Below are 24,980 nucleotides of genomic sequence, written 5' to 3'. Positions count from 1 at the left end.
GCCCCGCCCGCACCGACAGGAGGACCCCGATGCCCACCGTCACGCCGCAGGACTTCGACGCGGTGCTGTTCGACCTGGACGGCGTGCTCACCACCACGCGCACGGTGCACGCCAAGGCGTGGAAGCGCACGTTCGACGAGTTCCTCGACGGCTGGGACGCGGCGCACGGCACCCGCACGCCGCGGTTCGACGAGCAGGTCGACTACGCCGCGTCGGTGGACGGGCGCACCCGCGAGGAGGGGGTCCACGCGTTCCTCGCCTCGCGCGGCATCACGCTTCCCCCGGGCGGGCCCGACTCGCCGCCCGACGAGGAGTCCGACGGCGGGCTGGGCACGCGCAAGCAGCTGCTCGTCGAGGAGGAGCTGGAGCGCAGCGGCGTCGAGGCGTTCCCCGGCTCCGTCGCCTGGGTGCGCGAGCTGCGCGAGGCCGGCCTGCGCACCGCGGTCGTCTCCAGCAGCCGGAACTGCGCGACCGTCCTGCAGCACGCCGGGATCACCAACCTGTTCGACGAGCGCGTCGACGGCGAGACGATCCTCGAGCTCGGCCTGCCCGGCAAGCCCGCACCGGACGCGTTCCTCGAGGGCGCGCGCCGGCTCGGGGTGTCCCCGGAGCGCGCCGTCGTGGTCGAGGACGCGCTGGCAGGGGTGGAGGCGGGACGGGCCGGCCGGTTCGGGCTCGTCATCGGCGTCGACCGCGGCGGTCAGGCCGCGGCGCTCGCGGAGCACGGCGCAGACCTCGTCGTCCAGGACCTCGGCGAGCTGCTCGCGCGGCCCGACGAGCAGGTCCACCGCTCCGGGCCGCCCCGGCACCGGCTGCAGGCGGCGGCGCGCCGCATCATGGCCTCCGGCGAGCACCCGATCGACCCGTGGCGGATGGTCGAGCGGCGCTACAGCCCCGACGCGGTGCCGCAGACCGAGACGCTGTTCGCGCTCGCGAACGGGTACCTGGGCATCCGGGGTTCGTTCGAGGAGGGCGAGCCCTCGTCGCGGCCGGCGACGCTGCTCAACGGCTTCCACGAGACGTGGCCGATCGTCTACCCCGAGACCGCCCACGGCTTCGCGACGACGGGGCAGACGATCCTCCCCGTCCCGGACGGGACCGTCGTGCGGCTGCTCGTCGACGACGAGCCCGTGACGTGCGCGACGCACGAGGTCACCGAGTTCGAGCGCGTGCTGGACATGCGCAGGGCTGCGCTCGTCCGGACCGTGACGTTCCGGCTGCCCGACGGCCGCCGGCTGCGCGTGCGCAGCGAGCGCGTCGTCTCGCTCGCGCAGCGCCACCTCGCGTGCGTGCGGTACGAGGTCACGGCGCTCGACGCGCCGGTCCGGCTCGTCCTCTCGTCCGAGCTCGTCACCCACGCCGAGGCGGTCGGCGACGAGCTGGCGCTCGACCCGCGGCAGAGCCGGCGGCTGGCGGCGGGCACGCTGCAGGCGGGGCCGGAGCGCGTGGACGGCGGCTGCGTGGTCCGCACCTACCGCACGCTGCGCTCGGGGCTGACGGTCGCGGCGGGGATGGACCACGAGGCGGACGAGGCCGCCCGCCCCCTCGGCACCCGCGTGGGCCCGGAGCGCGCGCACGTGCTCTTCGACGTGGACGCCCGGGTCGGCGTGCCGGTCGGGGTCACCAAGTGGCTCGCGTACCACCACGGCCCGCAGGGCGCCGCCGAGCTGGCCGACCGGGCCGCCCTCACGCTGCGGCGCGCGCGGGCCGAGGGCCGCGCGGCCGTGCTGGCTGCCCACGAGCGGGAGGTCGAGACCTTCTGGGAGCGCAGCGGCGTCGCCTGGGAGGCGCAGCCGGCCGCGCAGCAGGCGCTGCGGTTCAACCAGCTCGCCCTCCTGCAGGCGTCGTGGCGCAGCGAGGGGTTCGGCGTCCCGTCGAAGGGGCTCACGGGGACCGGCTACGAGGGCCACTACTTCTGGGACACCGAGGCGTACCTGCTGCCGTTCCTCGTGCACACCGCGCCGGAGGTCGCGCGGAGCCTGCTCATGCACCGCGTGCGCATGCTGCCGGACGCGCGGCGCCGGGCCCGCGAGGTCGGCTGCGCCGGCGCCCTGTTCCCCTGGCGGACGATCAACGGCGAGGAGGCCTCCGCCTACTACGCCGCCGGCACCGCGCAGTACCACATCGACGCGGACGTGGCGTACGCCCTCGAGCAGTACGTGCACGTCACGGGCGACGTCGACCTACTGGTCCGGCACGGCGCGGAGCTGCTCGTCGAGACCGCGCGGATGTGGGCGGCGCTGGGCTTCTTCTCCCCCCGGCACGACGACCGGTTCGTCATCCTCAAGGTCACGGGTCCGGACGAGTACTCCACGGTGGTCGACAACAACCTCTACACGAACCTCATGGCCGCGGAGAACCTGCGCGCCGCCGCCGACGCGGTCAGGCTGCTGCGCACCGAGCACCCGGCCGAGCACCGCCGGCTCGTCGAGCGCCTCGCGCTGCAGGACGACGAGGAGGCGGCCTGGCGGCGCGCCGCCGAGCGCATGTACGTCCCGTACGACGAGAAGACGGGCCTGCACCTGCAGGACGAGGGCTTCCTCGAGCAGGCGCCGTGGGACTTCGCCGGGACGCCCGCCGACCGGTACCCGCTGCTGCTGCACTTCCACCCGCTCGTCATCTACCGGCACCAGGTCATCAAGCAGGCGGACGTCGTGCTGGCGACCGTCCTGCTGCCCGAGCGCTTCACCGCCGACGAGCGGCGCCGCGTCTTCGAGTACTACGACCCGCTGACGACCGGCGACTCGTCGCTGTCGGAGTGCATCCAGGCCATCGCGGCCGCCGACGTCGGCAAGTACCGCAGCGCCGAGGAGTACCTCGTCGACGCCGCCGCGGTCGACATGGCGGACCGCGCCGGCAACCTGGCCGACGGCGTGCACGTCGCGTCCGCCGCCGGCGTCTGGATGGCCCTCGTCCAGGGCTTCGCGGGGTACCGCTGGAAGGAGACGCGGTTCGCCCCGATGCTGCCGACCCGCGCGCGCCGGCTGCGGTTCCCGCTGCGGCTGCGGGGCTCCGTCCTGCAGGTCGACATCCGGCCGCGCGAGGTCACCTACTCGGTGCTCAGCGGCGACCCCGTGACGGCGTGGCACCACGACACCCGGTTCACGGTCGAGCCGGGCCGCACCGTGGCGTTCCCGGGTCACTTCCACACGCGCGACACGACCCCCGCCGGCGGCCCTCCGGGCACGGGCGGCGCCGAGCCGGCGCGTCCGGCGGCGGCGACGCGCTGACGCTCAGCCGGTCGCGGCGAGGTTGGGGCCCGGGGCGGGTGGCGCCGCAGCGCGAGGACGTGCCGCGAGGGTCGTCAGCGCCAGCACGACGACGGCGACCACCGCCACCGTGACGACGTACGCGGGCGTGAGCCGGTCCGCGAGGACGAGCGCCAGCGCGGCGCCCGCCGCCACGACCGAGCGCACGAGCACCCGCTGCTCGTCCAGCCACACGCCCACCGGTCCGGACGTCACGCCGCGCCGCTCCCCCGCGCCGCGCACCCAGGCCGTGAGCCGGGTCCACGAGCGCCGCAGGGCGCGCGCTGCCGCGGTGTCGCCGGCGACGAACGCGACGAGAGCCAGGAGGAGCCCGAGGACGAGCACCGAGCGCAGGGCGACCCGCAGGAGCGAGACGAACTGGTCGTAGACGACCACCGCCGCGTCCGGGCGCTGCACCTCGGGCGGCAGCGAGCTCACGTAGACGGACCGCCCGATCGCGAGCCCGACGCCGAGCACGAGCATGGCGCCGGCCAGCACGAGCCCGGCGGCCACCAGGGCGCGGGCCTTGTGCCGCGCCAGCACGACGCCCGCGGCCAGCAGGCCGAGGACGAGCCACGGCAACCAGGTGCCGAGCACGTCGAGCAGGCGGTAGGCGTTCTGCAGGCGCACGAGGTCGGCGCTCTGCACGAGCGGGAAGCTCGCGCTGATCGCCGGCAGGCGGTCGACGATCGTGAAGCCCGCGTCCGACAGCGCCGACTTCACCGACTCGATGACGTCCGTGAGGTCGACCGTCAGCGTCCCGGAGGCGTCGATGCTGGCCAGCGCGTCCGGATCGCCCCGCAGGACGGCCACGAGCTGCGACTGCACGGCCCGGTTGGCCGCCGTCCACGCCGCCGAGAACGCGTCCGACGTGACGACCCTCTCGACCGCGGTGTGCACGAACCCCGTCGCCGCGTCCACGAGCGGACCCTGCAGCGACAGCACCGCCGTGGAGAGCCGCGGCGGCAGACCGAGCTCGGAGACCGCGGTCGTCGCGTCCTGCGCGAGCTGGTCGAGGTTGATCGCGTCGACGATCGCCCCCGTCACGCGGTTGGTCACCGCCTGCTGGATCTGCGGGTCGTCCGCGAGGGGCGCGACCGTCGCCAGGTAGCGGTCCGTGTCCGTGACGACGCCCTGCGCCCACGCCGCGACGACGGCGACGGGCGCCAGCAGCGCGGCCACCACCATGACGACCACCATGGCGACGGCCCGGCCCGGGCGGCGCCGCGATGCGGGGACGGGAACCGGTGGCGGCGCGCCGCCGGCCGCGGCGGGCTGCTCGACCGCGGCCCGCAGGCGCGCGTTCTCGGCCTCGGCGGCCGCGAGGCGGGCGCGGAGGTCGGCGAGCTCCTGGTCCTGCGCCGCAGTCCGCGACGTCTCGGCGGCGCGCACCGCTCCGGGGGCCGGGCCCCCGTCCGGAGCAGCCGACTTCCCCGTCGCTCCCCGCTGCGCGGGGTCTCTCCGCTCGGCCACGATCCCTCCCCGACGAGACGCGTCCTGCTCCCGAGCATGGCAGCGATCCTGCTCAAGAGCGAGACCCTCGCGCGGTACGGTTCGAGCGCACCCGCCGGACCGCTGAGCCCCCGGAGACCGCCATGCCCCGACGTCCCGCCGGCGCCGAGCCCGCGTCCGACTGGTTCGCCTCGAAGCGCCCGCCCGCGTGGCTGCCCCGCGCGCTGCTGGTCACCACGGTGGCCGTGTTCCTCGGGCTGTTCGCCTGGCGCGCGCTGTCGATGCTCGGGAACGTCATCTTCATCGTCGTCATCTCGTGGTTCGTGGCGCTCGCGATGGAGCCCCTCATCCGCTGGCTCGTGGTCCGCGGCATCCGGCGCACCCGCGCGACGGGCATCGTCATGGTCGGCGGGATCCTCGCGATCCTCGTCGTCCTCGCGCTGTTCGGGCAGCTCTTCGTGTCCCAGGTCGTCGCGCTCGTCGAGTCCCTGCCGGAGTACTACACGCAGCTCACCACGTGGCTCGACACGACCTTCGACGTGCAGATCCCGGAGGCCGACGAGGTGCTCGCGAACCTCGGTGAGAACTGGCAGGAGCTCGCGCCGGGCCTCATCGGCGTGGGCAGCTCGATCATCGGCGGCCTGTTCACGATGACGTCGGTCCTGCTGGTCGTCTACTACATGGCGAGCGCCGGCCCGCGCTTCCGCGCGTCGGTGCTGCGGCTGTTCGCGCCGAACCGTCAGCGCGAGGTGCAGCGCCTGTGGGAGGTCTCGCAGGAGAAGGTCGCGGACTTCATCAACTCGCGGATCGTGCTCGCCGCGCTCTCGACGGTCTTCACCTTCGTCTTCCTCACGATCCTGGGCATCCCCTACGCGCTGCCGCTCGCGGCGTTCACCGGCGTCGTGTCGCAGTTCGTGCCGACCGTCGGCACGTACATCGCCGGCGCGGTCCCGACCGCCGTCGCGCTCGCCGTCGACCCGGCGAAGGGCGCGCTCGTCCTGGCGTTCATCATCGGCTACCAGCAGCTGGAGAACCTGGTCTTCTCCCCCAAGGTGTCCGCGCGCTCGCTGGAGCTCAACCCCGCGGTGTCGTTCCTCGCGGTCATCGCGTTCGGGGCGGTGTTCGGGCCGTTCGGCGCGTTCCTCGCGCTGCCCGTCGCGGCCACGATCCAGGCCGTCTCCTCGACCTACATCCGCCGGCACGAGCTCGTGGACGCCGCGCTGCTGGAGGAGGACGAGGCGATGCGCCGGCGGCGCGACTGGGTCGACGTGCCGGCGGACGAGGCGCAGGACGGGACGCCCGACGCCGGGGAGGACACCGACCTGCCGACCGCGCTGGACACCGCGCCGGACGCCGACGGGACGCCCGAGAAGTCGCGGCCGGCTCAGCCGTAGAACACGCGCTCGACGACGGCGCGGGCGCGGCGCGCGGTCCGCAGGTAGTCCTGCTCCAGGGCTCCCCCGGAGCCCGACGGGTAGCCCAGGAGCCGCGCGAGCCCCGCCAGCGCCTGACGGTCGTGCGGCAGGACGTCCGCCTGCTGGCCCTCGGTCCGGCCCGTCCAGAGCACGTTGGCGTCCCGCACTCGCGACGCGAGCTCCCACGCCGCGACGAGCGTCGCGACGTCCTCCTCGTCGAGCAGGCCGGCGCCGGCGGCCGCGGCGAGCGCGTCGGTCGTCGAGGTGGTGCGCAGAGCCTCGACCGCGCCGGCGTGCTGGAGCTGCAGGAGCTGGGCGGTCCACTCCACGTCCGCGATCCCGCCGCGGCCAAGCTTCACGTGGCGCGACGGGTCCACGCCGCGCGGGAGCCGCTCGGCCTCCACCCGCGCCTTGATGCGCCGGATCTCCCGCACGGTCGCGGCGTCGAGCCCGCCCTCGGGGTAGCGCAGCGGCGCGACGAGGGACACGAACCGCTCCGCGAGCCCGGGGTCGCCCGCCACCGGCCGCGCGCGCAGCAGCGCCTGGCTCTCCCAGGGCGAGGACCACCGGCCGTAGTACTCCGCGTACGCGTCGAAAGAGCGCGCCAGCGGGCCGTTGCGTCCCTCCGGCCGCAGGTCCGCGTCGACGGCCAGCGCCGGCTCCGGGCCGACCGAGCCGAGCAGCGACCGCAGGCGCGACGCGACGTCGACCGCGAACTCCTGCGCGCCGGCGGCGCCCGGCAGCGGGTCGTGCACGAACAGCACGTCGGCGTCGGACGAGTAGCCGACCTCGCGGCCGCCGAGGCGCCCCATCGCGACGACGAGCAGCCGGGTGGGGCTCGCGTCGAGGCCCCGTGCCTGGCGGGCCTCCCACTCCGCGACGCGCAGGGCGCCCTCCAGCGCGACGTCCGCCGCGACCGCGAGGGTGCGGGACGCGCGGATGCCCGTCGTCACGCCGAGCACGTCCGCCACCGCGGTGCGCGCCAGCTCGCGGCGCCGCAGCCCGCGCAGCGACTGCACCGCCGGCACGGGCACGTCGGCGCGCGTCAGCACCGCGTCGGCCTCGGCCCACAGGCGCTCGTAGGAGCGCGGCTCGAGCTCGTCGTCGTCGGCGAGCCAGGCCACCGACTCCGGCGAGCGCGACAGCGCGTCCGCGACGTAGCGGGACGTCGAGAGCACCGTGGCGAGGCGCTGGGCGGCGACGCCCGAGTCCCGCAGCAGGCGCAGGTACCAGTGCGTGCTGCCGAGCTGCTCGGACAGGCGCCGGAACGCGAGCAGCCCCGCGTCCGGGTCGGGGCCGTCGGCGAACCAGCCGATCATCACCGGCAGCAGCTGGCGCTGGATCGACGCCCGGCGCGAGACGCCCTCGGTGAGCGCCGCGATGTGCCGCACCGCCCCCGCCGGGTCGCGGTAGCCGATCGCGGCGAGCCGCGCGCGGGCGGCATCCGGCGCGAGCGACGCCTCCTCGGTCGACAGCTGCGCCGTCGCGGGCAGCAGCGGGCGGTAGAACAGCTCCTCGTGCAGGCGGCGGACGTCGCGCCGGACGGTCCGCCAGCGCTGCTGCAGCCCGTCGGCGCCGTCCGCCCGCATCCCGACCGAGCGCGCGAGCCGGCGCAGGTCGGCCTCCTCGGTCGGCATGAGGTGCGTGCGCCGCAGCCGGAACAGCTGCAGGCGGTGCTCCAGCACGCGCAGCAACCGGTAGCAGACGCCCAGCTGCCCGGCCGCGGCGCGCCCGACGTAGCCGCCCGCCGAGAGGTCCGCGAGCGCGGTGAGCGTGCTGGGGCTGCGGATCGACTCGTCGGCCCGGCCGTGCACGAGCTGCAGCAGCTGGACCGTGAACTCGACGTCGCGCAGGCCGCCCACGCCGAGCTTGAGCTGCCGGTCCGCCTCGGCCGCGGGCACGTGCTGCTCGACCCGGCGGCGCATGGCCTGCGCGTCCTCGACGAAGTTCTCCCGCTGGACGGCCGCCCACACGAACGGCTGCACCATCGCGACGTACGCCCGGCCGAGCTCGGCGTCCCCGGCGATCGGGCGCGCCTTGAGCAGCGCCTGGAACTCCCACGTCCGGGCCCAGCGCTCGTAGTACGCCCGGTGGCTCGCGAGCGTCCGGACGAGCGGCCCGTCCTTGCCCTCCGGCCGCAGCGCCGCATCCACGGGCCACAGCGCGGGCTCGCGCGACGGGGCGTCGCAGATCCGGGTGAGCGCGGCGGCGAGCTTGGCGCCCGCGGCGAGCGCCTCCGACTCGTCGGCCCCCTCGACGGGCTCCGCGACGTAGACGACGTCGACGTCGGAGACGTAGTTGAGCTCGCGCCCACCGCACTTGCCCATCCCGATGACGGCGAGGCGCACGGCCCGCCCGTGGTCCGGCAGGTCGGCCCGCGCGACGGCGAGCGCGGCCTCCAGCGCGGCGCCGGCGAGGTCCGCGAGCGCCGCCGCCACGCCGGGCAGCCGGCTGAGGGGGTCGGCGCTCGTGAGGTCGGCGGCCGCGATGCGCAGCAGCCGCGAGCGGTAGGCGCGTCGCATCGCGTCGACGCCCTCGCCCTGCGTGAGCGTCGCGACCGGCACGGCGGCGGCCGGGTCGGCCCCGACGGCGTCGAGCAGCTCGGCGCGGACCTCCTCGACCGGGACGCCGAGCCCGGGCGCCTCGTCCTGCAGCGCGTCGAGCGCCGGCTCCGGATGGGCGACGACCCAGTCGCCGAGCGCGACGGACGCGCCGAGCACGGCGAGCAGCCGCTCGCGCGCGGGCGACGCCTCGGCGAGCACGTCGTGCAGGCGCGACGCCAGCCCCGGCTTCTCCACCGCGCCCGCGAGGCGCGCGACCGCGAGCAGGGCGGTGTCGGGGTCGGCGAGCTCGACGAGCAGCGGTGGCAGCACCTGCTGCGCCTCGGGGAGCACGCGCTGCAGCGCGGCGTCCGCGAGCAGCCGCTCGGCGCGCGCGACGTCGTCCACGCCCGCCCGCAGCAGCCTGGTCGCGAGCGAGGCCGGCCGGCCGCCCTCGTGCGTCGTCGTCACGCTGTCGTCGTCACCTGGCCGTCTCAAAGGATCGGCAGGAACCGCTTCAGCTCGAACGGCGTGACCTGCGCGCGGTACTCGTCCCACTCCTGGCGCTTGTTGCGCAGGAAGTAGTCGAAGACGTGCTCGCCCAGCGTCTCCGCGACGAGCTCCGAGCGCTCCATCACCGCGATGGCCGCCTCCAACGACTGCGGCAGCGGCTCGATGCCCAGCGCGCGGCGCTCGGCGTCGGTGAGCTCCCACACGTCGTCCTCGGCGCCCTCGGGCAGCGTGTAGCCCTCCTCGATGCCCTTGAGGCCGGCCTCGAGCAGCACGGCGAACGCGAGGTACGGGTTCGTCGCCGAGTCGACCGCGCGGTACTCGATCCGGCTCGAGTTGCCCTTGCCCGGCTTGTACATCGGCACGCGGACCAGGGCCGAGCGGTTGTTGTGGCCCCAGCAGATGTAGCTCGGCGCCTCGGCGCCGCCCCACAGGCGCTTGTAGGAGTTGACGAACTGGTTCGTCACCGCGGTGATCTCGGCGGCGTGGGTGAGCAGGCCGGCGATGAACGAGCGCGCCGTCTTCGACAGCTCCAGCGGCGCGCCGGGCTCGTGGAACGCGTTGCGGTCGCCCTCGAACAGCGACAGGTGGGTGTGCATGCCGGACCCCGGCTGGTGCTCCAGCGGCTTGGGCATGAACGAGGCGAACACGCCCTGCTCGAGCGCGACCTCCTTCACGACGGTCCGGAACGTCATGATGTTGTCGGCCGTGGTCAGCGCGTCCGCGTAGCGCAGGTCGATCTCGTTCTGGCCGGGGCCCGCCTCGTGGTGCGAGAACTCGACCGAGATGCCCATGGACTCCAGCATCGTGATCGCGGCGCGCCGGAAGTCGTGCGCGGTGCCGCGCGGGACATGGTCGAAGTAGCCGCCCTGGTCGACCGGGACGAGCGGCTGCGACGGGTCGGCCGGCGCGTCGAACAGGTAGAACTCGACCTCGGGGTGCGTGTAGAAGGTGAACCCCTTGTCGCTGGCCTTCGACAGCGCGCGCTTGAGCACGTTCCGGGAGTCGGCGAGGCTCGGCTCGCCGTCGGGCGTGAGCAGGTCGCAGAACATCCGCGCCGTGCCGTGCCGCTCGCCGCGCCACGGCAGCACCTGGAACGTCGCGGGGTCGGGCCGCGCGATCATGTCCGCCTCGTACACCCGGGTCAGGCCCTCGATCGACGAGCCGTCGAAGCCGATGCCCTCCGAGAAGGCGGCCTCGAGCTCGGCCGGGGCGACCGCCACCGACTTGAGGATCCCGAGCACGTCGGTGAACCAGAGGCGGATGAAGCGGATGTCCCGCTCCTCGACCGTGCGGAGCACGAACTCCTGCTGCCTGTCCATGGCGTACATCCTGCCTGATGGTGGCTCCGCCGGGGCGGCGCGACGCGGCCCGCGAGACGGCCGGCCCGGACGCCCGCCGGGGCGGGCCCAGGCGCGCGCGGCGCCCCGGCGACGTGGTTAGGCTCGGCCGCATGGGTGCGAGCCGGGTGCGGGTGGCGTTGGCGCAGGTCGACACGTGCGTGGGCGACGTCGACGCGAACGCGCGCCTGGTCCTCGCGTGGGCGCGCCGCGCCGCCGAGCAGGGCGCCGACCTCGTCGTGTTCCCCGAGATGACGATCACCGGGTACCCCGTGGAGGACCTCGCGCTGCGGGCGTCCTTCCGGCGCGGCGCCGAGCGCGCGCTGCAGTGGACCGCCCGCGCGCTGGCGGACGAGGGCCTGGGCGACCTCGCGGTCGTCGTGGGCACGGTCGGCGAGCACGCGAGCGGCCGCCCGACGAACCAGGCGGTGCTCGTGCAGCACGGCGCCGTCCAGGCCCGGTACGACAAGCACCACCTGCCCAACTACGGGGTGTTCGACGAGTACCGCATCTACGCCTCCGGTGACGACGTGTGCGTCGTCGACGTGCGCGGCCGCAAGGTGGGCGTCGTCGTCTGCGAGGACATCTGGCAGGACGGCGGGCCGGTCTCCCAGATGGACGAGGCGGAGATCGCGCTGCTCGTCGTGCCCAACGGCTCCCCGTACGAGGAGGGCAAGGGGCACGTGCGCGCCGAGCTCGGGGCGCGCCGGGCCCGCGAGGTCCTCGCTCCCCTCGTCTACGTCAACCTCGTCGGCGGCCAGGACGACCTGGTGTTCGACGGCGGCTCGTTCGTGGTCGCCCCGGACGGCACGATCCTCGCCTCGGCCCCCCAGTTCGTGGAGCACCTGCTCGTGTGGGACCTCGTCGACGACGACGAGGCGCCCTCGACGGGCCCGACGGCCGCCCCGCTCGACCCGGACGAGGAGGTCTACCGGGCCCTCGTCACGGGGCTCGCCGGGTACGTGCGCAAGAACGGCTTCCGCTCGGTCGTGCTGGGGCTGTCGGGCGGCATCGACTCCGCCCTCGTCGCGGCGGTCGCGGCGGACGCGATCGGCGGCGAGAACGTCGTCGGGGTGTCGATGCCGTCGGTGTACTCCTCGGAGCACAGCAAGGACGACGCCGCCGACCTGGCGAAGCGGATCGGCGCGGACTACCGGGTGCAGCCCATCGGCCCGATGGTCGAGGCGTTCCAGGGCGAGATGCACCTCGAGGGGCTGGCCGAGGAGAACCTGCAGGCGCGGGTCCGCGGCGTGACGCTCATGGCCCTGTCGAACGCCGAGGGCCACCTCGTGCTCGCGACGGGCAACAAGTCGGAGCTGGCCGTCGGCTACTCGACGATCTACGGCGACGCCGTCGGCGGCTTCGCCCCGCTGAAGGACGTCGACAAGTCGCGCGTCTGGGCGCTCGCGCGGTGGCGGAACAACCACGCCGTCGACCGCGGCGAGCTGCCGCCGATCCCCGAGTCGTCGATCACGAAGCCGCCCTCGGCCGAGCTGCGGCCCGGCCAGGTCGACCAGGACTCGCTGCCGCCGTACGACCTGCTCGACGAGGTGCTCGACGCCTACGTCGAGCACGCCGAGGGCCGCGCCGAGCTGCTCGCGCGGGGCTTCGACCCCGAGGTCGTCGACCGCGTGCTCCAGCTCGTCGACCGCGCCGAGTGGAAGCGTCGCCAGTACCCGCTGGGGCCCAAGGTCACGGCGCTCGCGTTCGGCCGCGACCGGCGCCTGCCGGTGACGACGCGCTGGCGCGAGCCGTGATGTGATCGACCCCCGGCGCTCCGCCGCCGGGCACGCCTGGCCCGTCCCACCCGAGAGACCTGGAGCTGAGCCGATGACCACCCCGAAGCGCGTGCGCGTGCACCACCTGCGCGAGGCGAAGGAGCGCGGCGAGCGCCTGACGATGCTCACGGCGTACGACGCGGTGACCGCCGCCATCTTCGACGCGGCGGGCATCGACATGCTGCTCGTCGGCGACTCCATCGGGAACACGATGCTGGGGCACACGACCACGCTCCCCGTCACCGTGGACGACATGGTCCGCGCCGGCCGGGCGGTCGCGGGCGCCACGACGCGCGCGTTCGTCGTCGTGGACCTGCCCTTCGGCTCGTACGAGGCCGGGCCCGAGCAGGCGCTCGCCACCGCGGTGCGGGTCATGAAGGAGACCGGCGCCGACGCCGTGAAGTTCGAGGGCGGGCAGCGCGTGGCCGCGCAGGTGCGCGCGCTCACCGACGCGGGCATCCCGGTGGTCGGGCACCTCGGGTACACGCCGCAGTCGGAGAACCTCCTGGGCGGCCCGCGCGTGCAGGGCCGCGGCGACGAGGCCGTCGAGAGGCTGTGCGACGACGCCGTCGCGATCACCGAGGCGGGCGTCGTCGCGCTGGTGCTCGAGATGGTCCCGGCGCCGGTCGCCGCTCGCGTGACGGAGATCGTGGGCGTCCCCACGATCGGCATCGGCGCCGGCGCCGGGTGCGACGGGCAGGTGCTCGTCTGGGTGGACATGGCCGGCATGGGCGACTGGTCGCCGCGGTTCGCGAAGCGGTTCGGCGAGGTGGGCGCGGCGCTGCGCGCGGCCGCCGAGGGCTACGCGCGCGAGGTCCGCGAGGGCACGTTCCCCGACGCCGCGCACAGCTTCGAGGCGTGAGGGCGGTCCGCGCCGTCCGACCGCTGGTCTGGGCCGTCGCGGCGCTCGCCGCGGCCGTCGGCGCCGTGCTGACGGTCCCGCTTTGGGCCGGCGCGTTCGTCGTGGCGCAGCTCGTCCCGTTCCGCGCGCTCCTGGGCCTCGCCGCGCTGCTGCCCGCCGCCGTGATGCTGGCGGTCCCCGCCGCCCGGCGCGCGCTGTGGCCCGTGGCGGTCGTCCTCCTCGCCGTCGCGGTGGGTCAGGCCGGCGTCCTGCTCGCCCGCTCGGTGCCGACGGCGGGCGCGGGCGACGAGGGCGGTGCGGCGGACGCCGTGACCGTGCTGTCGTTCAACACGCTGGACGTCCTCCCCGCCGGCGACCTCGTCGCGCTCGTCCGGCGGACCGGGGCGGACGTCGTCGTGCTCCCGGAGACGTCGGAGCGCACCGCCCAGGCGGTCCGGGCCGCGCTCGCGTCCGCCGGGACGCCGATGCAGGCGCTCACGGCTCCGGGGTCGGTGCCCACCATCGCGGGCACCGCCCTGCTCGTCTCCCCCGCCCTGGCCGGCGACTACCGCTCCGAGCCCCTGCCGACCCGGCTCGGGTCGCTGCGCGCGACGTCGGCCACGGGCCCGACGCTCGCCGGCGCGCACCCCACGGCGCCGATCACCCGGTCCGCGATGGCGGCCTGGCGGGACGAGACCGCGGCGGTGGCGCGCGCGTGCGCGCAGACACCCGGCGCCGTCGTCGCGGGCGACCTCAACGCGACGCTCGACCACCCGGGCCTGAGCGACCTCGGGCCCTGCGTCGACGCGGCCCGTGCGGCCGGGCGGGGCGCCGTCGGCACGTGGCCCGCGTCCGCGCCCGGGGTCCTGGCCGCGCCGATCGACCACGTGCTCGTCGACGCCCGCGCGTGGCGCGTCGTCGGCTTCGAGGTGCTCGCCCCCACCGGCGGGAGCGACCACCGCCCGGTGGTCGCCCGCCTCGTCCCGCGCTGAGCCCGGACGCCCGAGCGTGCGGGGGTCGAGGCGTCAGCGGCGCGCCTCGTCCTCCTCGTCCCACTTCTCGTTGCGGGACTTCGCGGTCTGCAGCGCCTTCTCGGCGGCCTCCCGCGACGGGTACGGGCCCATGACGCTCGTCCAGTCGCTGCGGCGGCCCTCCTCGACCTCGTGCGTCTCGGTGTTGAACCAGAACTCGCCGGCCACGGTCGACCTCCTCCTCGCCGCTCGGCGGCGACGCCGTCGGGCGCCGTCGCGGTGCCCGCTGCACGGGCTGTCCGTAGACTGCCAGGCATGACGCCGGTGCACACGACGAGAGCCCGCCTCGTCCCCGGGACGATCAGCCCTCGCCGCCCGGTCCCCTCGACGATCGCGCGCCCGGAGTACGTGGGCAAGCCCGCGCCGGCGCGCTGGGACGGCCCGGACGTGCTGCCCGACGAGATGGTCGAACGCGTCCGCGTCGCGGCGCGGCTCGCCGCCCAGGCGCTGCAGGAGGTCGGCCGCCACGTGCGGCCCGGGGTCACGACCGACGAGCTCGACGCGGTCGGGCACGAGTTCCTGGTCGACCACGGCGCCTACCCCTCCACGCTCGGGTACCGCGGCTTCCCGAAGTCGCTGTGCACCTCGGTGAACGAGGTGATCTGCCACGGCATCCCCGACTCGACGGTCGTCGAGGACGGCGACATCGTGAACATCGACGTCACGGCGTACATCGGCGGCGTGCACGGCGACAACAACGCGACGTTCCTCGCGGGCGACGTCGACGAGGAGTCGCGGCTGCTCGTCGAGCGCACGCAGGAGGCGCTGCACCGCGCGATCAAGGCGGTGCGACCCGGCCGCGAGATCAACGTCATCGGCCGGGTGATCGAGAAGTACGCGGCCCGGTTCGGGTACGGCGTGGTCCGCGACTACACCGGGCACGGCGTGGGGCCGGCCTTCCACACCGGGCTCGTCGTGCCGCACTACGACGCGGCCCCGGCGTACGACACCGTGATCGAGCCCGGCATGGTCTTCACGATCGAGCCGATGCTGGACCTCGGCACCCCCGACTGGGTCCAGTGGGACGACGGCTGGACCGTCGTGACCGCGGACGGCAGCCGCAGCGCGCAGTTCGAGCACACCCTGCTGGTCACCGACGACGGAGCGGAGATCCTGACACTGCCATGAGCCACCACATCGCGTTCGGAGTCGACATCGGCGGCAGCGGCATCAAGGGTGCCCCCGTCGACCTCAAGAAGGGTGAGTTCGCGGACGACCGCGTGCGCATCCCCACCCCGCAGCCGGCGACGCCCGACGCCGTGGCCGAGACGGTCGCGCAGGTCGTGGACTCGTTCAAGCTCGACAAGAAGGTGCCCATCGGCGTGACCTTCCCGGCGGTGATCCTGCACGGGGTCGCGCAGTCCGCCGCGAACGTCGACAAGTCCTGGATCGGCACGGACGTCGAGAAGGCCGTCGGCAAGGCGACGGGACGCGAGGTGTTCGCCGTCAACGACGCCGACGCCGCCGGCTACGCCGAGGTCGCCTACGGCGCGGCGAAGGGCGTCAAGGGCGTCGTGCTCGTCGTGACGCTCGGCACCGGGATCGGCTCGGCGCTCGTCGTCGACGGCCACCTGGTGCCGAACACCGAGCTGGGCCACCTCGAGATCGACGGCCACGACGCCGAGTCGCGGGCCGCCGAGGCGGTGCGCGACCGCGAGGGCCTGGACTGGGAGCAGTGGGCGCAGCGCCTGCAGCGGTACTTCACGGTCGTCGAGAACCTGTTCTGGCCCGACCTCATCGTCGTGGGCGGTGGCGTGAGCAAGAAGCACGCGGAGTTCCTCCCGCTGCTCGACCTGCGCACGAAGATCGTCCCCGCCGAGCTGCGCAACGCGGCCGGCATCGTGGGGGCGGCCGCGCTCGCCGCGAAGGCGCACTGACGCAGCGCCTCCGGGAGGTCGCGCGCGGGGTCCACGTCGCGGTGAGCGACGTGTACGCGACGACGTCCACGGTCGTCGTCGGCGACGACGGGACGTGCCTCGTCGTCGACCCCGCGCTCACGCAGGACGAGGTCGCGGCGCTGGCCGACGACGTGGCGGGGGCGGGCTGGACGCCGGTCGCGGTCTGGTCGACGCACCCGCACTGGGACCACCTGCTGGATGGCCCCGGGCTCGGGCGCCTGCCCCGCTGGGCGGCCGGTCACCCGGCCTCGTCGTGGTGGCGGCGGGAGGCGACGGCCGAGCGGGACGACGACCCGGTGCTGGCGGCGCGGCCCGCCGGCGCACCCGCGGTCGCCGCGCTCAGCCGGACCGTCCCCCGCCGCTACCCCGGCGCTCCGGGACCGCTGTCGTGGCCGGGCCCTCGGGTCGAGGTGCTGGCGCACGACGCGCACGCGCCCGGCAGCACCGCGCTGCTCGTCGCGGACGCGGGGGTGCTCGTCGCGGGTGACCTGCTCTCGGACCGGGAGATCCCCCTGCTCGACCTCACCTCCCCGGACCCGGTCGGCGCGTACCGCTCCGCGCTCGACGCGCTGCTGGCGACCGGCGCGACCGTCGTCGTGCCGGGGCACGGTTCCGTGGGCGACGACCTCGCCGCCCGGGTCGCCCGCGACCGGGCCTACCTCGACGCGCTCGTCGTGGGCCGCACGCCCGACGACGAGCGGCTGGGCGACGGGCGCAACGCCGCCGAGCACGACCGCCAGCGTGCGACGATCGGGATGTGAGGCCCTTCCTGGTCGCGGGGCTCGTGGTCCTGCTCGTCGTGCTGGTCGTCGCCGCCGGCCGCGCCGTCGCGCGCGGCTGGTTCGACCGCCGGCGGCCGCGTCGCGGGCGCCGGGCCGAGGGTGTGAGCGTCGCGTCGGGCATGCTCGGGGACCTCGTCGAGGTGTTCCAGCCGTCGCGCACGCACGTGACCGAGGAGCAGCAGCGCCGCTTCCTCGACATCCGTCAGGCGCCCGACACCGACCCGCCGCTCGACCTGGACGGCGGCACCGTGGTGCTGCTCCGGCGCCCGGACGAGACCTCCCGCTAGCCGGTGTCGGCGCGCGCCCGTAGCGTGCGGCCATGCCTGTGGTGATCTCTCAGCTCACGATCGACGCCCACGACCCCGACGCGCAGGCCCGCTGGTGGGCCGGCGTGCTCGGCTGGCAGCTCGTCGAGGACCCTAACCCCGACGACGACGAGGTCGAGATCTCGCCCTCCGGCCAGTGGGAGCCCGCCTGCTGGCTGTTCCTGCGCGTCCCGGAGACGAAGACGATCAAGAACCGCCTCCACGTGGACCTGCGCCCCGCCGACGGTTCGTCCCAGGACGCGGAGCTGGAGCGCCTGCTGGCGGCCGGCGCGACGCGCGTCGACATCGGCCAGGGCGACGTCCCGTGGCACGTGCTGGCCGACCCCGAGGGCAACGAGTTCTGCCTGCTCAAGAACACGCCGGCGGTGCTGCGCGAGCTCATCGCCCAGGAGTCCGCCGGCTGACGGGCCGCGCACGGCCGACGGGCCGCCCGCTCGCATCGGTGCCACGATCGGGCTCGTGGAGGTCGTCGACGCGGGCGACCGCGGACTCGGACCGGCGGTGCAGCTGCTCGCCGCCGCGGGCTTCCTGCGCGCGTCGGAGGACGTCGCCGAGAGCCTGCCACCGGGCACGGTGGTGTTGTACGCGCTGGACGGCGCCGGCGACGGTCACGACCCCGGCGAACCCGTCGGCGTCCTGCTCGGCAGCACGGTCATGGACGTGCTCGTCGACGACCTGGAGTGGGCGCGCGCGGGGCTGGTCCAGTACCTCGCGGTCCGGCCCGACATGCGCCGCCGCCACGTCGGCACCGCGCTGCTGCGGGGCTACCTGCTGCGCTTCGACGACCTGCGTGTCGTCGACGTCGTGCTGCCGCCCGGCGACACCGCGGGTCTCCTCGCGTTCTACGGCCCCTTCGGCTTCGCGCCCCTGCCCACGGACCCGCACGTCCTGCGCCTGGTCCTGCCGACGCGCCCGCTGACCCTCTGACGGGCAAATCCGCTGGCCCGAGTACCGGCGGGACGGGCACGCTCGCGCCCATGGGACGGCCGGGGACGACGACGGAGCAGAGCAAGCGCGAGCGGCTGCGCGCCCGGCTGGAGCGCGCCCGCGACGAGCAGCTGTTCGTGCGCATCCGGCGGCGACCGTCCGACGTCGATGCGGTCGACGGGTTCGTCGTCGGGATCGGCTCCCGGTGGGTCGCCGTCGTCCGGCTGTCCGAGGCGCTCGAGCTGAACGGCTGGAGCCTCCTGCGCGTCGATGACATCCGCTCCGTCCGCATCGAGCCGGACCACGCAGCCTTCGAGATCAAGGCGCTCCAGGCCCGGGGGCAGTGGCCCCCGCCTTCAGCCGACGTGCGGCTCGACGACGACGTGGAGGCGCTTCGCGACGCCGCGGCGCAATCGCCGCTCGTGACCATCCTCCGTGAGCGCGACAAGCCCGACGTGTGCTGGATCGGGGTGGTCAGGAAGATCCGCGGCTCGACGCTGAGCCTGCTCACGGTCGACAACCGCGCGGCGTGGGACAGGCGGCCCACGAGGTACGACCTGGACGACGTCACGCGGGTCGACTGGGGCGGAGGGTACGAGCACACCCTGCACCTCGTCGCGGGACCGGCGCCTGCCGACGCCTGAGGGGCGGATGAGTCAGTCGATACGCCGGGTCCTGTCCCGGCGGGCAGTTGCCCGCCCGCCGGTGGCGACCATCCATCTCGGACGTACGTTGCCGCACGCCTCCAGCGGCCTACCCGGGAGCTCGGGCGGGCCGCCCTCGAACGCTCCCTGTCTGGCCTTGCTCCGGGTGGGGTTTACCGAGCCGCACCGGTCACCCGGCACGCTGGTGGTCTCTTGCACCACCGTTTCACCCTTACCGCCCCGGCCGGCGAACCGGACGGGGAGGCGGTCTGTTCTCTGTGGCACTGTCCCGCGGGTCACCCCGGGTGGGTGTTACCCACCACCCTGCCCTGCGGAGCCCGGACGTTCCTCGGCGGCCCCCGAGAGGGCCGACGCGGCCGCCTGACTGACTCATCCGCACCGCACAGCGTACCGGCGCGCGGGCGGCGCCGTGCCCCGCCTACAGTCGGGTCGTGCTCGTGCTGCTGCCGCCCTCGGAGGGCAAGACCGCTCCTCGCCGCGGCGGCCCCGTCGACGTCTCCTCGTTGTCGTCGCCCGCGCTCGGGCCGTGGCGGGAGAAGGTGCTCGACGCGCTCGTGGCCGCGAGCGTGCAGCCGGACGCGCTCGACGTCCTGGGCGTCGGGCCAGGGCTGGCGGACGAGGTGGCCAGGAACACGACGCTGAGGCACGCGCCGGCCGCCCCCGCGCGGCAGGTGTACACCGGGGTGCTCTACGCGGCCGCGGGTCTCGACGACCTCACGCCGACGCAGCGCCGGCGCGCGGCGGAGCAGGTCCGGACGGTCTCCGCGCTCTGGGGCCTGGTCTCGCCGGAGGACCGGATCCCGGCCTACCGCCTCTCGATGGGCACCGACCTGCCGGGCATCGGGCCGCTCGCGAGCGCCTGGCGGTCCGCGGTCGAGGCGGAGCTGGCCACGCTCGCGCCGGACCTCGTCGTCGACTGCCGCTCGGCGACGTACCTGGCCGCGGGCCGCCCGCCGCGGGGCGCCGCGTGGGTGGCGGTGCGCGTCCTGCGGGAGGTCGACGGCCGGCGCTCGGTGGTCTCGCACCACGCGAAGCACACACGGGGAGTGCTCACGCGGCACCTGCTCACCCGGCGCGGACGATCGCCGCACGACGCCGTCTCGCTGGCGCGGGTCGCGGGCGAGCTCGTCGGCTCCGAGCTGCTCGCCGTCGAGCTCGACGACCCGCCCCGGACGGGCGCGCGCACCCTCTCGCTCGTCGTCGCCTGATGGCCCGCCGCCGGCCGGTGCCCTGGTGGCTGGTCGCCGTCGTCGTCACGGTCGTCGTGCTGGCGACGGGGTGGCTGCCCGGCGACGACGCGCTCGAGCTCCTGGAGCGGACGGGCCCGGTGCTGGTGTTCGTGGCGGCACTCACCGTGGTCGCCGAGCTGTGCGCGGGCGCCGGGCTGTTCGACGCGGCCGCTTCGCTCGCCGCCCGCCTCGCCCGCGGCCGCCGGTGGGTGCTCTGGGTGCTCGTCGTCGTCCTCGCGACGGTCAGCACCGCCGTCCTCTCGCTCGACACCACCGCGGTGCTGCTGACGCCCGTCGTGATCGCGCTGGCCCGCCGCACCCACACGCCGCCGCTGCCGTTCGCCCTCGCGGTCCTCGCGCTCGCGAACACCGCCTCCCTCGTGCTGCCGGTCTCCAACCTGACGAACCTGCTCGCCGACCACACGCTGCGGCGAGCCGGCGTCGACTACCTCACGCTCATGTGGGCGCCGGCGCTCGCCGCGATCGTGCTCACGGTGGTGCTCCTCGCGGTGCGCGACCGGCGGGTGCTGCGCGGGTCGTTCGACGCGGCGCCCCCGCGGCGTGCGGCCGACGCGACGCTGCTGCGGGTCGCCGCCGCGACGACCGGCGTGATGGCGGTCGCGTTCGTGGCGGGCGTGCAGCCTGCGGTCGCCGCCGTGGTGGCGGCCGCCGCGCTCCTCGTCGTCACGCTCGTGCGCCGCCGCCCGCTCCCCGTGCCCGCCCGCGACCTCGTGCCGTGGCGCACGCTCGTCGTCGTCGCGGGGCTCTTCGTCGTCGTCGCGACGGCGCACGCCCACGGGCTCGACGAGGTCCTGGCGACCGCGTCCGGCGAGGGCCACGACCCCGGGGCGCTCGCGCGGCTCGCGGGCGTGGGCGTCCTCGCGGCGAACGGCGTCAACAACCTGCCCGCCTACCTCGCGCTCGAACCCGCCGCGGGCGCCGACCCGCTGCGCGTGGCGACGCTCCTCATCGCGACCGGCGCCGGGCCGCTGCTGACGCCGTGGGGCTCGCTGGCGACCGTCCTGTGGTGGCAGCGCTGCCGCCAGGTGATGCTCGGCGTCCCCGCGGCGACGATCGTCCGGCAGGGGCTGCTGCTGGCGCCCGTCGTGGTGCTGGGCGCCCTGGCCGCGCTCGTCGCGACGGCCTGAGCCTCACCAGCCCTCGCTGGGCACCCCCACAACCGCGATCTCGTGCCGCCGGTCCTGGAACAGCCGGATGATGCTCACCGACGCCGGCGCGACGCGGAGCTGGCTCCACGACCCGGGGTTCGCGCCCATCGCGACGCCCAGCGCCGCCCGGATGGCGACCGCGTGGCTCACGACGACGACGGTCCGGTCGCCGCCTGCCGCGAGCAGCCCCTCGAGCCCGCGGCGCAGGCGCTCCCCCACGTCCACGATCGACTCGCCCCCGTCGCCGGGCGGGCGCACGTCGCCGCGGGTGTGCCACGGCTCGAGCATCCCGGGCCAGCGCTCCTCGATCTGCTCGGACGTCAGCCCCTGCCAGTCCCCGAAGTTCGCCTCCTGGAACGTCGCGTCGGTCCGCGGCTCCAGCCCGAGGCGGGCACCGATCTCGCCGGCGGTCATCTGCGTGCGGACCATGGGCGACGCGACGAGCTCCGTCGGGTAGTGGATGTCGCCCCACAGGTCGTGGCCGACGCGGTCGACGAGACGGGCGGCGTTGCGCGCCTGCTCCAGCCCGTGGTCGTCGAGCGGCGGCCCCGGCTCGCCGGAGCCGGAGTACCCGCGTGAGAGCGTCATGGTCGTCTGGCCGTGCCGGACGAGGACGACGGTGCACGGCTGGTCGTCGTCGAACCGGACGCCCGCACCGGACGGGCGCGGCGCGCGGCCCACGCCCGGGTCGGCGCCGGTGGCGGGCGTGCCGGCGGGGTCGACGGCTGCGTCGGACAGCGGCTGGTCGCTCACACGGGCAGTCTGTTCGTCCGCGGCCCGCGGCGCGACCCGGACGAGCCCGGCGGAGCCGTCAGGACTGCGGCAGCCGGACGAGGATGCGCCCGCACTCCTCGCAGCGCACGACGGTGTCGGGGCTCGCGGAGCGGATCGCGTCGAGGTCCGCCGGGTTGAGGTCGAGGCGGCAGCCCTCGCAGCGCGTGCCGCGCAGGGCCGCCGCGCCGACGCCGCCGAGCTGGCCGCGCAGCCGGGTGTAGAGCGCCAGCAGACCCTCGTCGACCCCCTGGACGGCGCCGGCGCGGGCGGTCGTCACGACGGCGACCTCCGCGTCGAGCTCCGCGTACGCCGCGTCGCGCTGGGCAGCGACCTTGTCGACCTCGGCCGTGAGCTCCTCGTGCGCCTTCGTGACCTCCGCCAGCGTGCCCTCGTGCGCCTCGAGCCGCTCCATGACCTCGAGCTCGACCTCCTCGAGGTCCGCCTGGCGGCGCGCGAGCGACTCGAGCTCGTGCTGCAGGCCCTGCAGGTCCTTCGCGCTGCCCTGCCCCGAGTTGAGGCGCTCGGTGTTGCGGGCGGCCCGCTGCCGCACCTGCTCCACGTCGCTCTCGGCCTTGACCAGCTCGCGCCGCAGGTCCTGCGCCGCGGTCCGCGACGTGACGAGCGCCGTGGAGACGTCGGCCAGCTGCGCGTCGAGCTCCGTCAGGCGCGCGAGCTCGGGCAGCGTGCGGCGGCGGTGCGCGAGCTGGTCGAGCCGCGTGTCGAGCGCCTGGACGTCGAGGAGTCGCTGCTGGTCGGCGGCGGGGGCAGTCGTCACGGGTGTCCTTCCGGACCGTCGGTCGGGGCGGCCGCGCGGCCGGCCCAGGGGTCAGTGGTCAGCGTGCTGACGCGGGTCTCCACCGTAGTGCCCGGTGCGCCGCTGGCGGCGACGTCGGCCTCGAGGGCACGGGCGGCGTGCGCCAGCCACGGCCACTCCGACGCGAAGTGCGCGAGGTCGACGAGGTACGGGCGCGCCGCGGCGCCGCGGGACTCGAACGCCGCGCGCTCGCGCAGCTCGGAGGCCGGGTGGTGGCGCAGGTCGGCGGTGACGTAGGCGTCGACGCCCGCCCGCCGGACCTCGTCGAACAGCGAGTCCCCGGACCCGCCGACCACGGCGACCGTCTCGACGATCCCCTCGGGGTCCCCGGCGAACCGCACCCCCTGGGCCGTCGGCGGCGTCGCGGCCGCGACCCGCTGCGCGAACGCCCGCAGCGTCTGCGGCTCCGGCAGCCGGCCCACGCGGCCGATCCCGGTCGACCCTGGCCAGGCGGCGAGCTCGAGCACGTCGAACGCCGGCTCCTCGTACGGGTGCGCTGCGCGCATCGCGGTGACCACCGCCGCCCGGCGCGCGCGGGGCGCCACCATCTCGACCCGCGCCTCGACGACCGTCTCCGCCATCCCCGCCCGGCCCACCGCGGGCGACGCGTGCTCCGACGGCGTGAACGTCCCCTCGCCGGTCGTCGTCCACGCGCAGCGGGAGTACTCCCCCAGCGCGCCCGCGCCGGCGGCGGCGAGCGCGTCGACGAGCGCGCCCGCGGCCTCGACGGGGACGAAGACCACGTGCTTGTCGAGCGGCTCGGACGGTGCCGGCTCGAGCGGCCGGGTGTCGACGAGCCCGATCGCCTCCGCCAGCGCGTCCGCCACGCCGCCGGCAGCCGCGTCGGCGTTCGTGTGCGCGGTGTAGAGCCCGATCCCGGCGCGGACCAGCCGGTGCAGCAGCGCCCCCTTGAACGTCGTCGCGGCCACGGAGTGCACGGGCCGCAGCAGCAGCGGGTGGTGCGTGACGACGAGGTCCGCGCCCCAGGCCACGGCCTCGTCGACGACGTCGGCGACCGGGTCGACCGCCAGCAGCACGCGGCGGACGGGCTGGTCGGGGTCGCCCGCGACGAGCCCGACCGCGTCCCACGACTGCGCGGTGGCGGGCGGGTAGCGACGGTCGAGCAGCCGGACGACGTCGGCCAGGGTGAGGCTCACGCCCCGCACGCTACCCGGGCGCCGCGGCCCCGCGCCGACGTCAGGGCAGCAGGACGGGCGTGAGCGGGAACTCCCCGACGACGCCCTCGGCGGTCTCCACGACGACCGGGTCGCCGACGGCGATGCGCCCCGTCGTCTCGGGCACCAGCCGGATGCCGAACCAGACGTTGCCGCCGTGGCGGCGGTGGCGGGCGAGCGTGCGGACGGGCTCCTTGGTCGTCCGCAGCGACTCGAGGTCGATCGTCGTCAGGACGCAGCGGTCGCAGTGCTCGGAGAACCGCAGCCGCACGTCGCCGATGCGCACGGACGCCCATGCGTCCTCGGCGAAGGGCTCCAGGTCGCCGTCCACGACGATGCTCGGCCGGAACCGTTCCATCGGGATCGGCGACTCCCCGGCCTCGACGAGCCAGTCGTTGAGCGCCGCGAGCGAGGCCGTGGTCGTCAGGTGGATCGGTCCGGCGTCCGAGAGGTTGAGCGGCTCCCCCTGCCGTCCGCCGTGCGCCGCGGACACGGACCGGCGGGAGGGGTCGTCGAGCCAGACCAGCCGCACGCCGTCGGCACCCGTCGCGACCGCCAGCCACGCGTCGGCCTCCCGGCCGGCAGGGCGGGCGGACTCCAGCCGCGAGAGCCCGACGGGCACGAGCGCGGCCTCGCGCGGCTCCAGGACGAGCAGGTCGTCGAGCCCGGAGGACGACAGGAGGATCCCGCCCGGGGCCGGCGCGGCGCGGACCCCGAGGAGCGCGTGCAGCTCACGGGCGGTGACGACCTCGCCGCCGGGGTCCACGACCATCCACCGCCGGTCCCCGGCCAGGCCCGCGCGCTCGACCAGCGCGTCGCCCACCTCGACCCCGGCGAGGGACTTCACGGGCCGCAGCACGAGCTGCCGGACGACGGTGGGCCGGGGCGCGGACGAGCCGGCCGTGCGGTCGGCGGCGGGCTCGGGCACCGGTGTCCTCTCGTCGGCGGCTGCGGGTGGGCCCGGCCGGGTTCGAACCGACGACCCCCGCGGTGTAAGCGCGGTGCTCTGACCAGCTGAGCTACAGGCCCCTCGTCGGACGCGCGCGCGTCGCCTCGACGGGCGCAC

At 75.5% G+C, this 24,980-nt stretch carries 22 protein-coding genes, 1 tRNA gene and 1 other RNA gene; 14 read left to right on the top strand and 10 right to left on the bottom strand.

Going from position 1 to position 24,980, the window contains the following annotated elements; all coding sequences use genetic code 11:
- The first annotated feature begins 29 nt into the window (after positions 1-29).
- Entirely contained in the window at positions 30-3,230 is a 3,201-nt protein-coding gene (locus tag HGCM_RS18060) for a beta-phosphoglucomutase family hydrolase (RefSeq protein ID WP_019136898.1), read from the top strand.
- 3 nt (positions 3,231-3,233) lie between these two features.
- Here HGCM_RS18060 and HGCM_RS11050 read toward each other — a convergent pair whose 3' ends face one another.
- On the bottom strand, positions 3,234-4,721 hold the full coding sequence (locus HGCM_RS11050) for a hypothetical protein (protein WP_246119455.1): 1,488 nt from the start codon (positions 4,719-4,721) through the stop codon (positions 3,234-3,236).
- A gap of 122 nt (positions 4,722-4,843) precedes the next feature.
- Between HGCM_RS11050 and HGCM_RS11045 the strand changes: the two genes are divergently transcribed.
- Entirely contained in the window at positions 4,844-6,094 is a 1,251-nt protein-coding gene (locus HGCM_RS11045) for an AI-2E family transporter (protein WP_019136896.1), read from the top strand.
- On the opposite strand, the gene HGCM_RS11040 is transcribed toward HGCM_RS11045, so the two are convergent.
- Both HGCM_RS11040 and HGCM_RS11035 read right to left on the bottom strand, forming a co-directional pair.
- A complete protein-coding gene (locus HGCM_RS11040) occupies positions 6,085-9,126 on the bottom strand; it encodes a bifunctional [glutamine synthetase] adenylyltransferase/[glutamine synthetase]-adenylyl-L-tyrosine phosphorylase (RefSeq protein WP_019136895.1) in 3,042 nt (1,013 codons plus the stop codon). The genes HGCM_RS11045 and HGCM_RS11040 overlap by 10 nt on opposite strands.
- Positions 9,127-9,149: 23 nt before the next feature.
- A complete protein-coding gene (locus HGCM_RS11035; RefSeq protein WP_019136894.1) occupies positions 9,150-10,487 on the bottom strand; it encodes a glutamine synthetase family protein in 1,338 nt (445 codons plus the stop codon).
- Positions 10,488-10,618: 131 nt separating this feature from the next.
- Between HGCM_RS11035 and HGCM_RS11030 the strand changes: the two genes are divergently transcribed.
- From HGCM_RS11030 to HGCM_RS11020, 3 genes are all read left to right on the top strand, one after another.
- Positions 10,619-12,262 carry an NAD+ synthase gene (locus HGCM_RS11030; protein WP_019136893.1) on the top strand — a complete coding sequence of 548 codons (1,644 nt, stop codon included), beginning with the start codon at positions 10,619-10,621 and terminating at the stop codon, positions 12,260-12,262.
- A 73-nt stretch (positions 12,263-12,335) separates the two neighbouring features.
- Positions 12,336-13,145 carry a 3-methyl-2-oxobutanoate hydroxymethyltransferase gene (gene panB / locus HGCM_RS11025; protein WP_019136892.1) on the top strand — a complete coding sequence of 270 codons (810 nt, stop codon included), beginning with the start codon at positions 12,336-12,338 and terminating at the stop codon, positions 13,143-13,145.
- A complete protein-coding gene (locus HGCM_RS11020) occupies positions 13,142-14,116 on the top strand; it encodes an endonuclease/exonuclease/phosphatase family protein (protein ID WP_019136891.1) in 975 nt (324 codons plus the stop codon). The genes panB and HGCM_RS11020 overlap by 4 nt, the downstream gene beginning before the upstream one ends.
- Before the next feature lie 33 nt (positions 14,117-14,149).
- Here HGCM_RS11020 and HGCM_RS19435 read toward each other — a convergent pair whose 3' ends face one another.
- Positions 14,150-14,323 carry a hypothetical protein gene (locus tag HGCM_RS19435; protein WP_019136890.1) on the bottom strand — a complete coding sequence of 58 codons (174 nt, stop codon included), beginning with the start codon at positions 14,321-14,323 and terminating at the stop codon, positions 14,150-14,152.
- A gap of 87 nt (positions 14,324-14,410) precedes the next feature.
- Between HGCM_RS19435 and map the strand changes: the two genes are divergently transcribed.
- The 7 genes from map to HGCM_RS18880 are packed head-to-tail and all read left to right on the top strand — an operon-like array spanning position 14,411 to position 18,732.
- Complete coding sequence (gene map, locus HGCM_RS11010; RefSeq protein ID WP_019136889.1) at positions 14,411-15,283, top strand: type I methionyl aminopeptidase; 873 nt, start codon at positions 14,411-14,413, stop codon at positions 15,281-15,283.
- Positions 15,280-16,032 carry a polyphosphate--glucose phosphotransferase gene (gene ppgK / locus HGCM_RS11005; protein ID WP_019136888.1) on the top strand — a complete coding sequence of 251 codons (753 nt, stop codon included), beginning with the start codon at positions 15,280-15,282 and terminating at the stop codon, positions 16,030-16,032. Before map ends, ppgK begins: the two co-directional genes overlap by 4 nt.
- Before the next feature lie 41 nt (positions 16,033-16,073).
- Positions 16,074-16,814 (top strand): MBL fold metallo-hydrolase, encoded by a 741-nt coding sequence (locus HGCM_RS11000; RefSeq protein ID WP_019136887.1) that lies wholly within the window; start codon positions 16,074-16,076, stop codon positions 16,812-16,814.
- The gene (locus HGCM_RS10995; protein ID WP_019136886.1) at positions 16,811-17,122 is read left to right on the top strand and encodes a DUF6191 domain-containing protein; all 312 of its coding nucleotides are present in this window, start codon (positions 16,811-16,813) and stop codon (positions 17,120-17,122) included. Before HGCM_RS11000 ends, HGCM_RS10995 begins: the two co-directional genes overlap by 4 nt.
- Before the next feature lie 32 nt (positions 17,123-17,154).
- Positions 17,155-17,565, top strand: coding sequence for a VOC family protein (locus HGCM_RS10990; protein ID WP_040399069.1), 411 nt, complete (start codon positions 17,155-17,157; stop codon positions 17,563-17,565).
- Between the two features lie 55 nt (positions 17,566-17,620).
- Complete coding sequence (locus HGCM_RS10985) at positions 17,621-18,088, top strand: GNAT family N-acetyltransferase (RefSeq protein ID WP_019136884.1); 468 nt, start codon at positions 17,621-17,623, stop codon at positions 18,086-18,088.
- Between the two features lie 50 nt (positions 18,089-18,138).
- The gene (locus HGCM_RS18880) at positions 18,139-18,732 is read left to right on the top strand and encodes a hypothetical protein (RefSeq protein WP_019136883.1); all 594 of its coding nucleotides are present in this window, start codon (positions 18,139-18,141) and stop codon (positions 18,730-18,732) included.
- Positions 18,733-18,736: 4 nt separating this feature from the next.
- Here the strand turns inward: HGCM_RS18880 and rnpB are convergent.
- Positions 18,737-19,125: RNase P RNA component class A (gene rnpB / locus HGCM_RS18965), an RNA gene on the bottom strand.
- A gap of 59 nt (positions 19,126-19,184) precedes the next feature.
- Here rnpB and HGCM_RS10975 point away from each other — a divergent pair.
- Complete coding sequence (locus tag HGCM_RS10975) at positions 19,185-19,961, top strand: YaaA family protein (protein ID WP_019136882.1); 777 nt, start codon at positions 19,185-19,187, stop codon at positions 19,959-19,961.
- Positions 19,961-21,130 carry an SLC13 family permease gene (locus HGCM_RS10970; protein WP_019136881.1) on the top strand — a complete coding sequence of 390 codons (1,170 nt, stop codon included), beginning with the start codon at positions 19,961-19,963 and terminating at the stop codon, positions 21,128-21,130. Before HGCM_RS10975 ends, HGCM_RS10970 begins: the two co-directional genes overlap by 1 nt.
- Positions 21,131-21,133: 3 nt before the next feature.
- Here the strand turns inward: HGCM_RS10970 and HGCM_RS18050 are convergent, their stop codons facing one another.
- The 5 genes from HGCM_RS18050 to HGCM_RS10945 all read right to left on the bottom strand — a co-directional run bounded on the left by HGCM_RS18050 (position 21,134) and on the right by HGCM_RS10945 (position 24,943).
- The gene (locus HGCM_RS18050; RefSeq protein WP_019136880.1) at positions 21,134-21,904 is read right to left on the bottom strand and encodes a histidine phosphatase family protein; all 771 of its coding nucleotides are present in this window, start codon (positions 21,902-21,904) and stop codon (positions 21,134-21,136) included.
- 58 nt (positions 21,905-21,962) lie between these two features.
- Positions 21,963-22,700: a zinc ribbon domain-containing protein gene (locus HGCM_RS10960; RefSeq protein WP_019136879.1), complete on the bottom strand. Its 738-nt coding sequence runs from the start codon at positions 22,698-22,700 to the stop codon at positions 21,963-21,965.
- A complete protein-coding gene (locus tag HGCM_RS10955) occupies positions 22,697-23,896 on the bottom strand; it encodes a Nif3-like dinuclear metal center hexameric protein (RefSeq protein ID WP_019136878.1) in 1,200 nt (399 codons plus the stop codon). The genes HGCM_RS10960 and HGCM_RS10955 overlap by 4 nt, the downstream gene beginning before the upstream one ends.
- Positions 23,897-23,936: 40 nt before the next feature.
- The gene (locus tag HGCM_RS10950; RefSeq protein WP_019136877.1) at positions 23,937-24,842 is read right to left on the bottom strand and encodes an MOSC domain-containing protein; all 906 of its coding nucleotides are present in this window, start codon (positions 24,840-24,842) and stop codon (positions 23,937-23,939) included.
- A 27-nt stretch (positions 24,843-24,869) separates the two neighbouring features.
- Positions 24,870-24,943, bottom strand: a tRNA-Val gene (locus tag HGCM_RS10945).
- Positions 24,944-24,980: the final 37 nt, after the last annotated feature.

This window comes from Cellulomonas massiliensis JC225, from assembly GCF_000312005.1.
GTDB lineage: Bacteria > Actinomycetota > Actinomycetes > Actinomycetales > Cellulomonadaceae > Cellulomonas > Cellulomonas massiliensis.
This window is presented reverse-complemented; position numbering and strand designations above follow the sequence as displayed.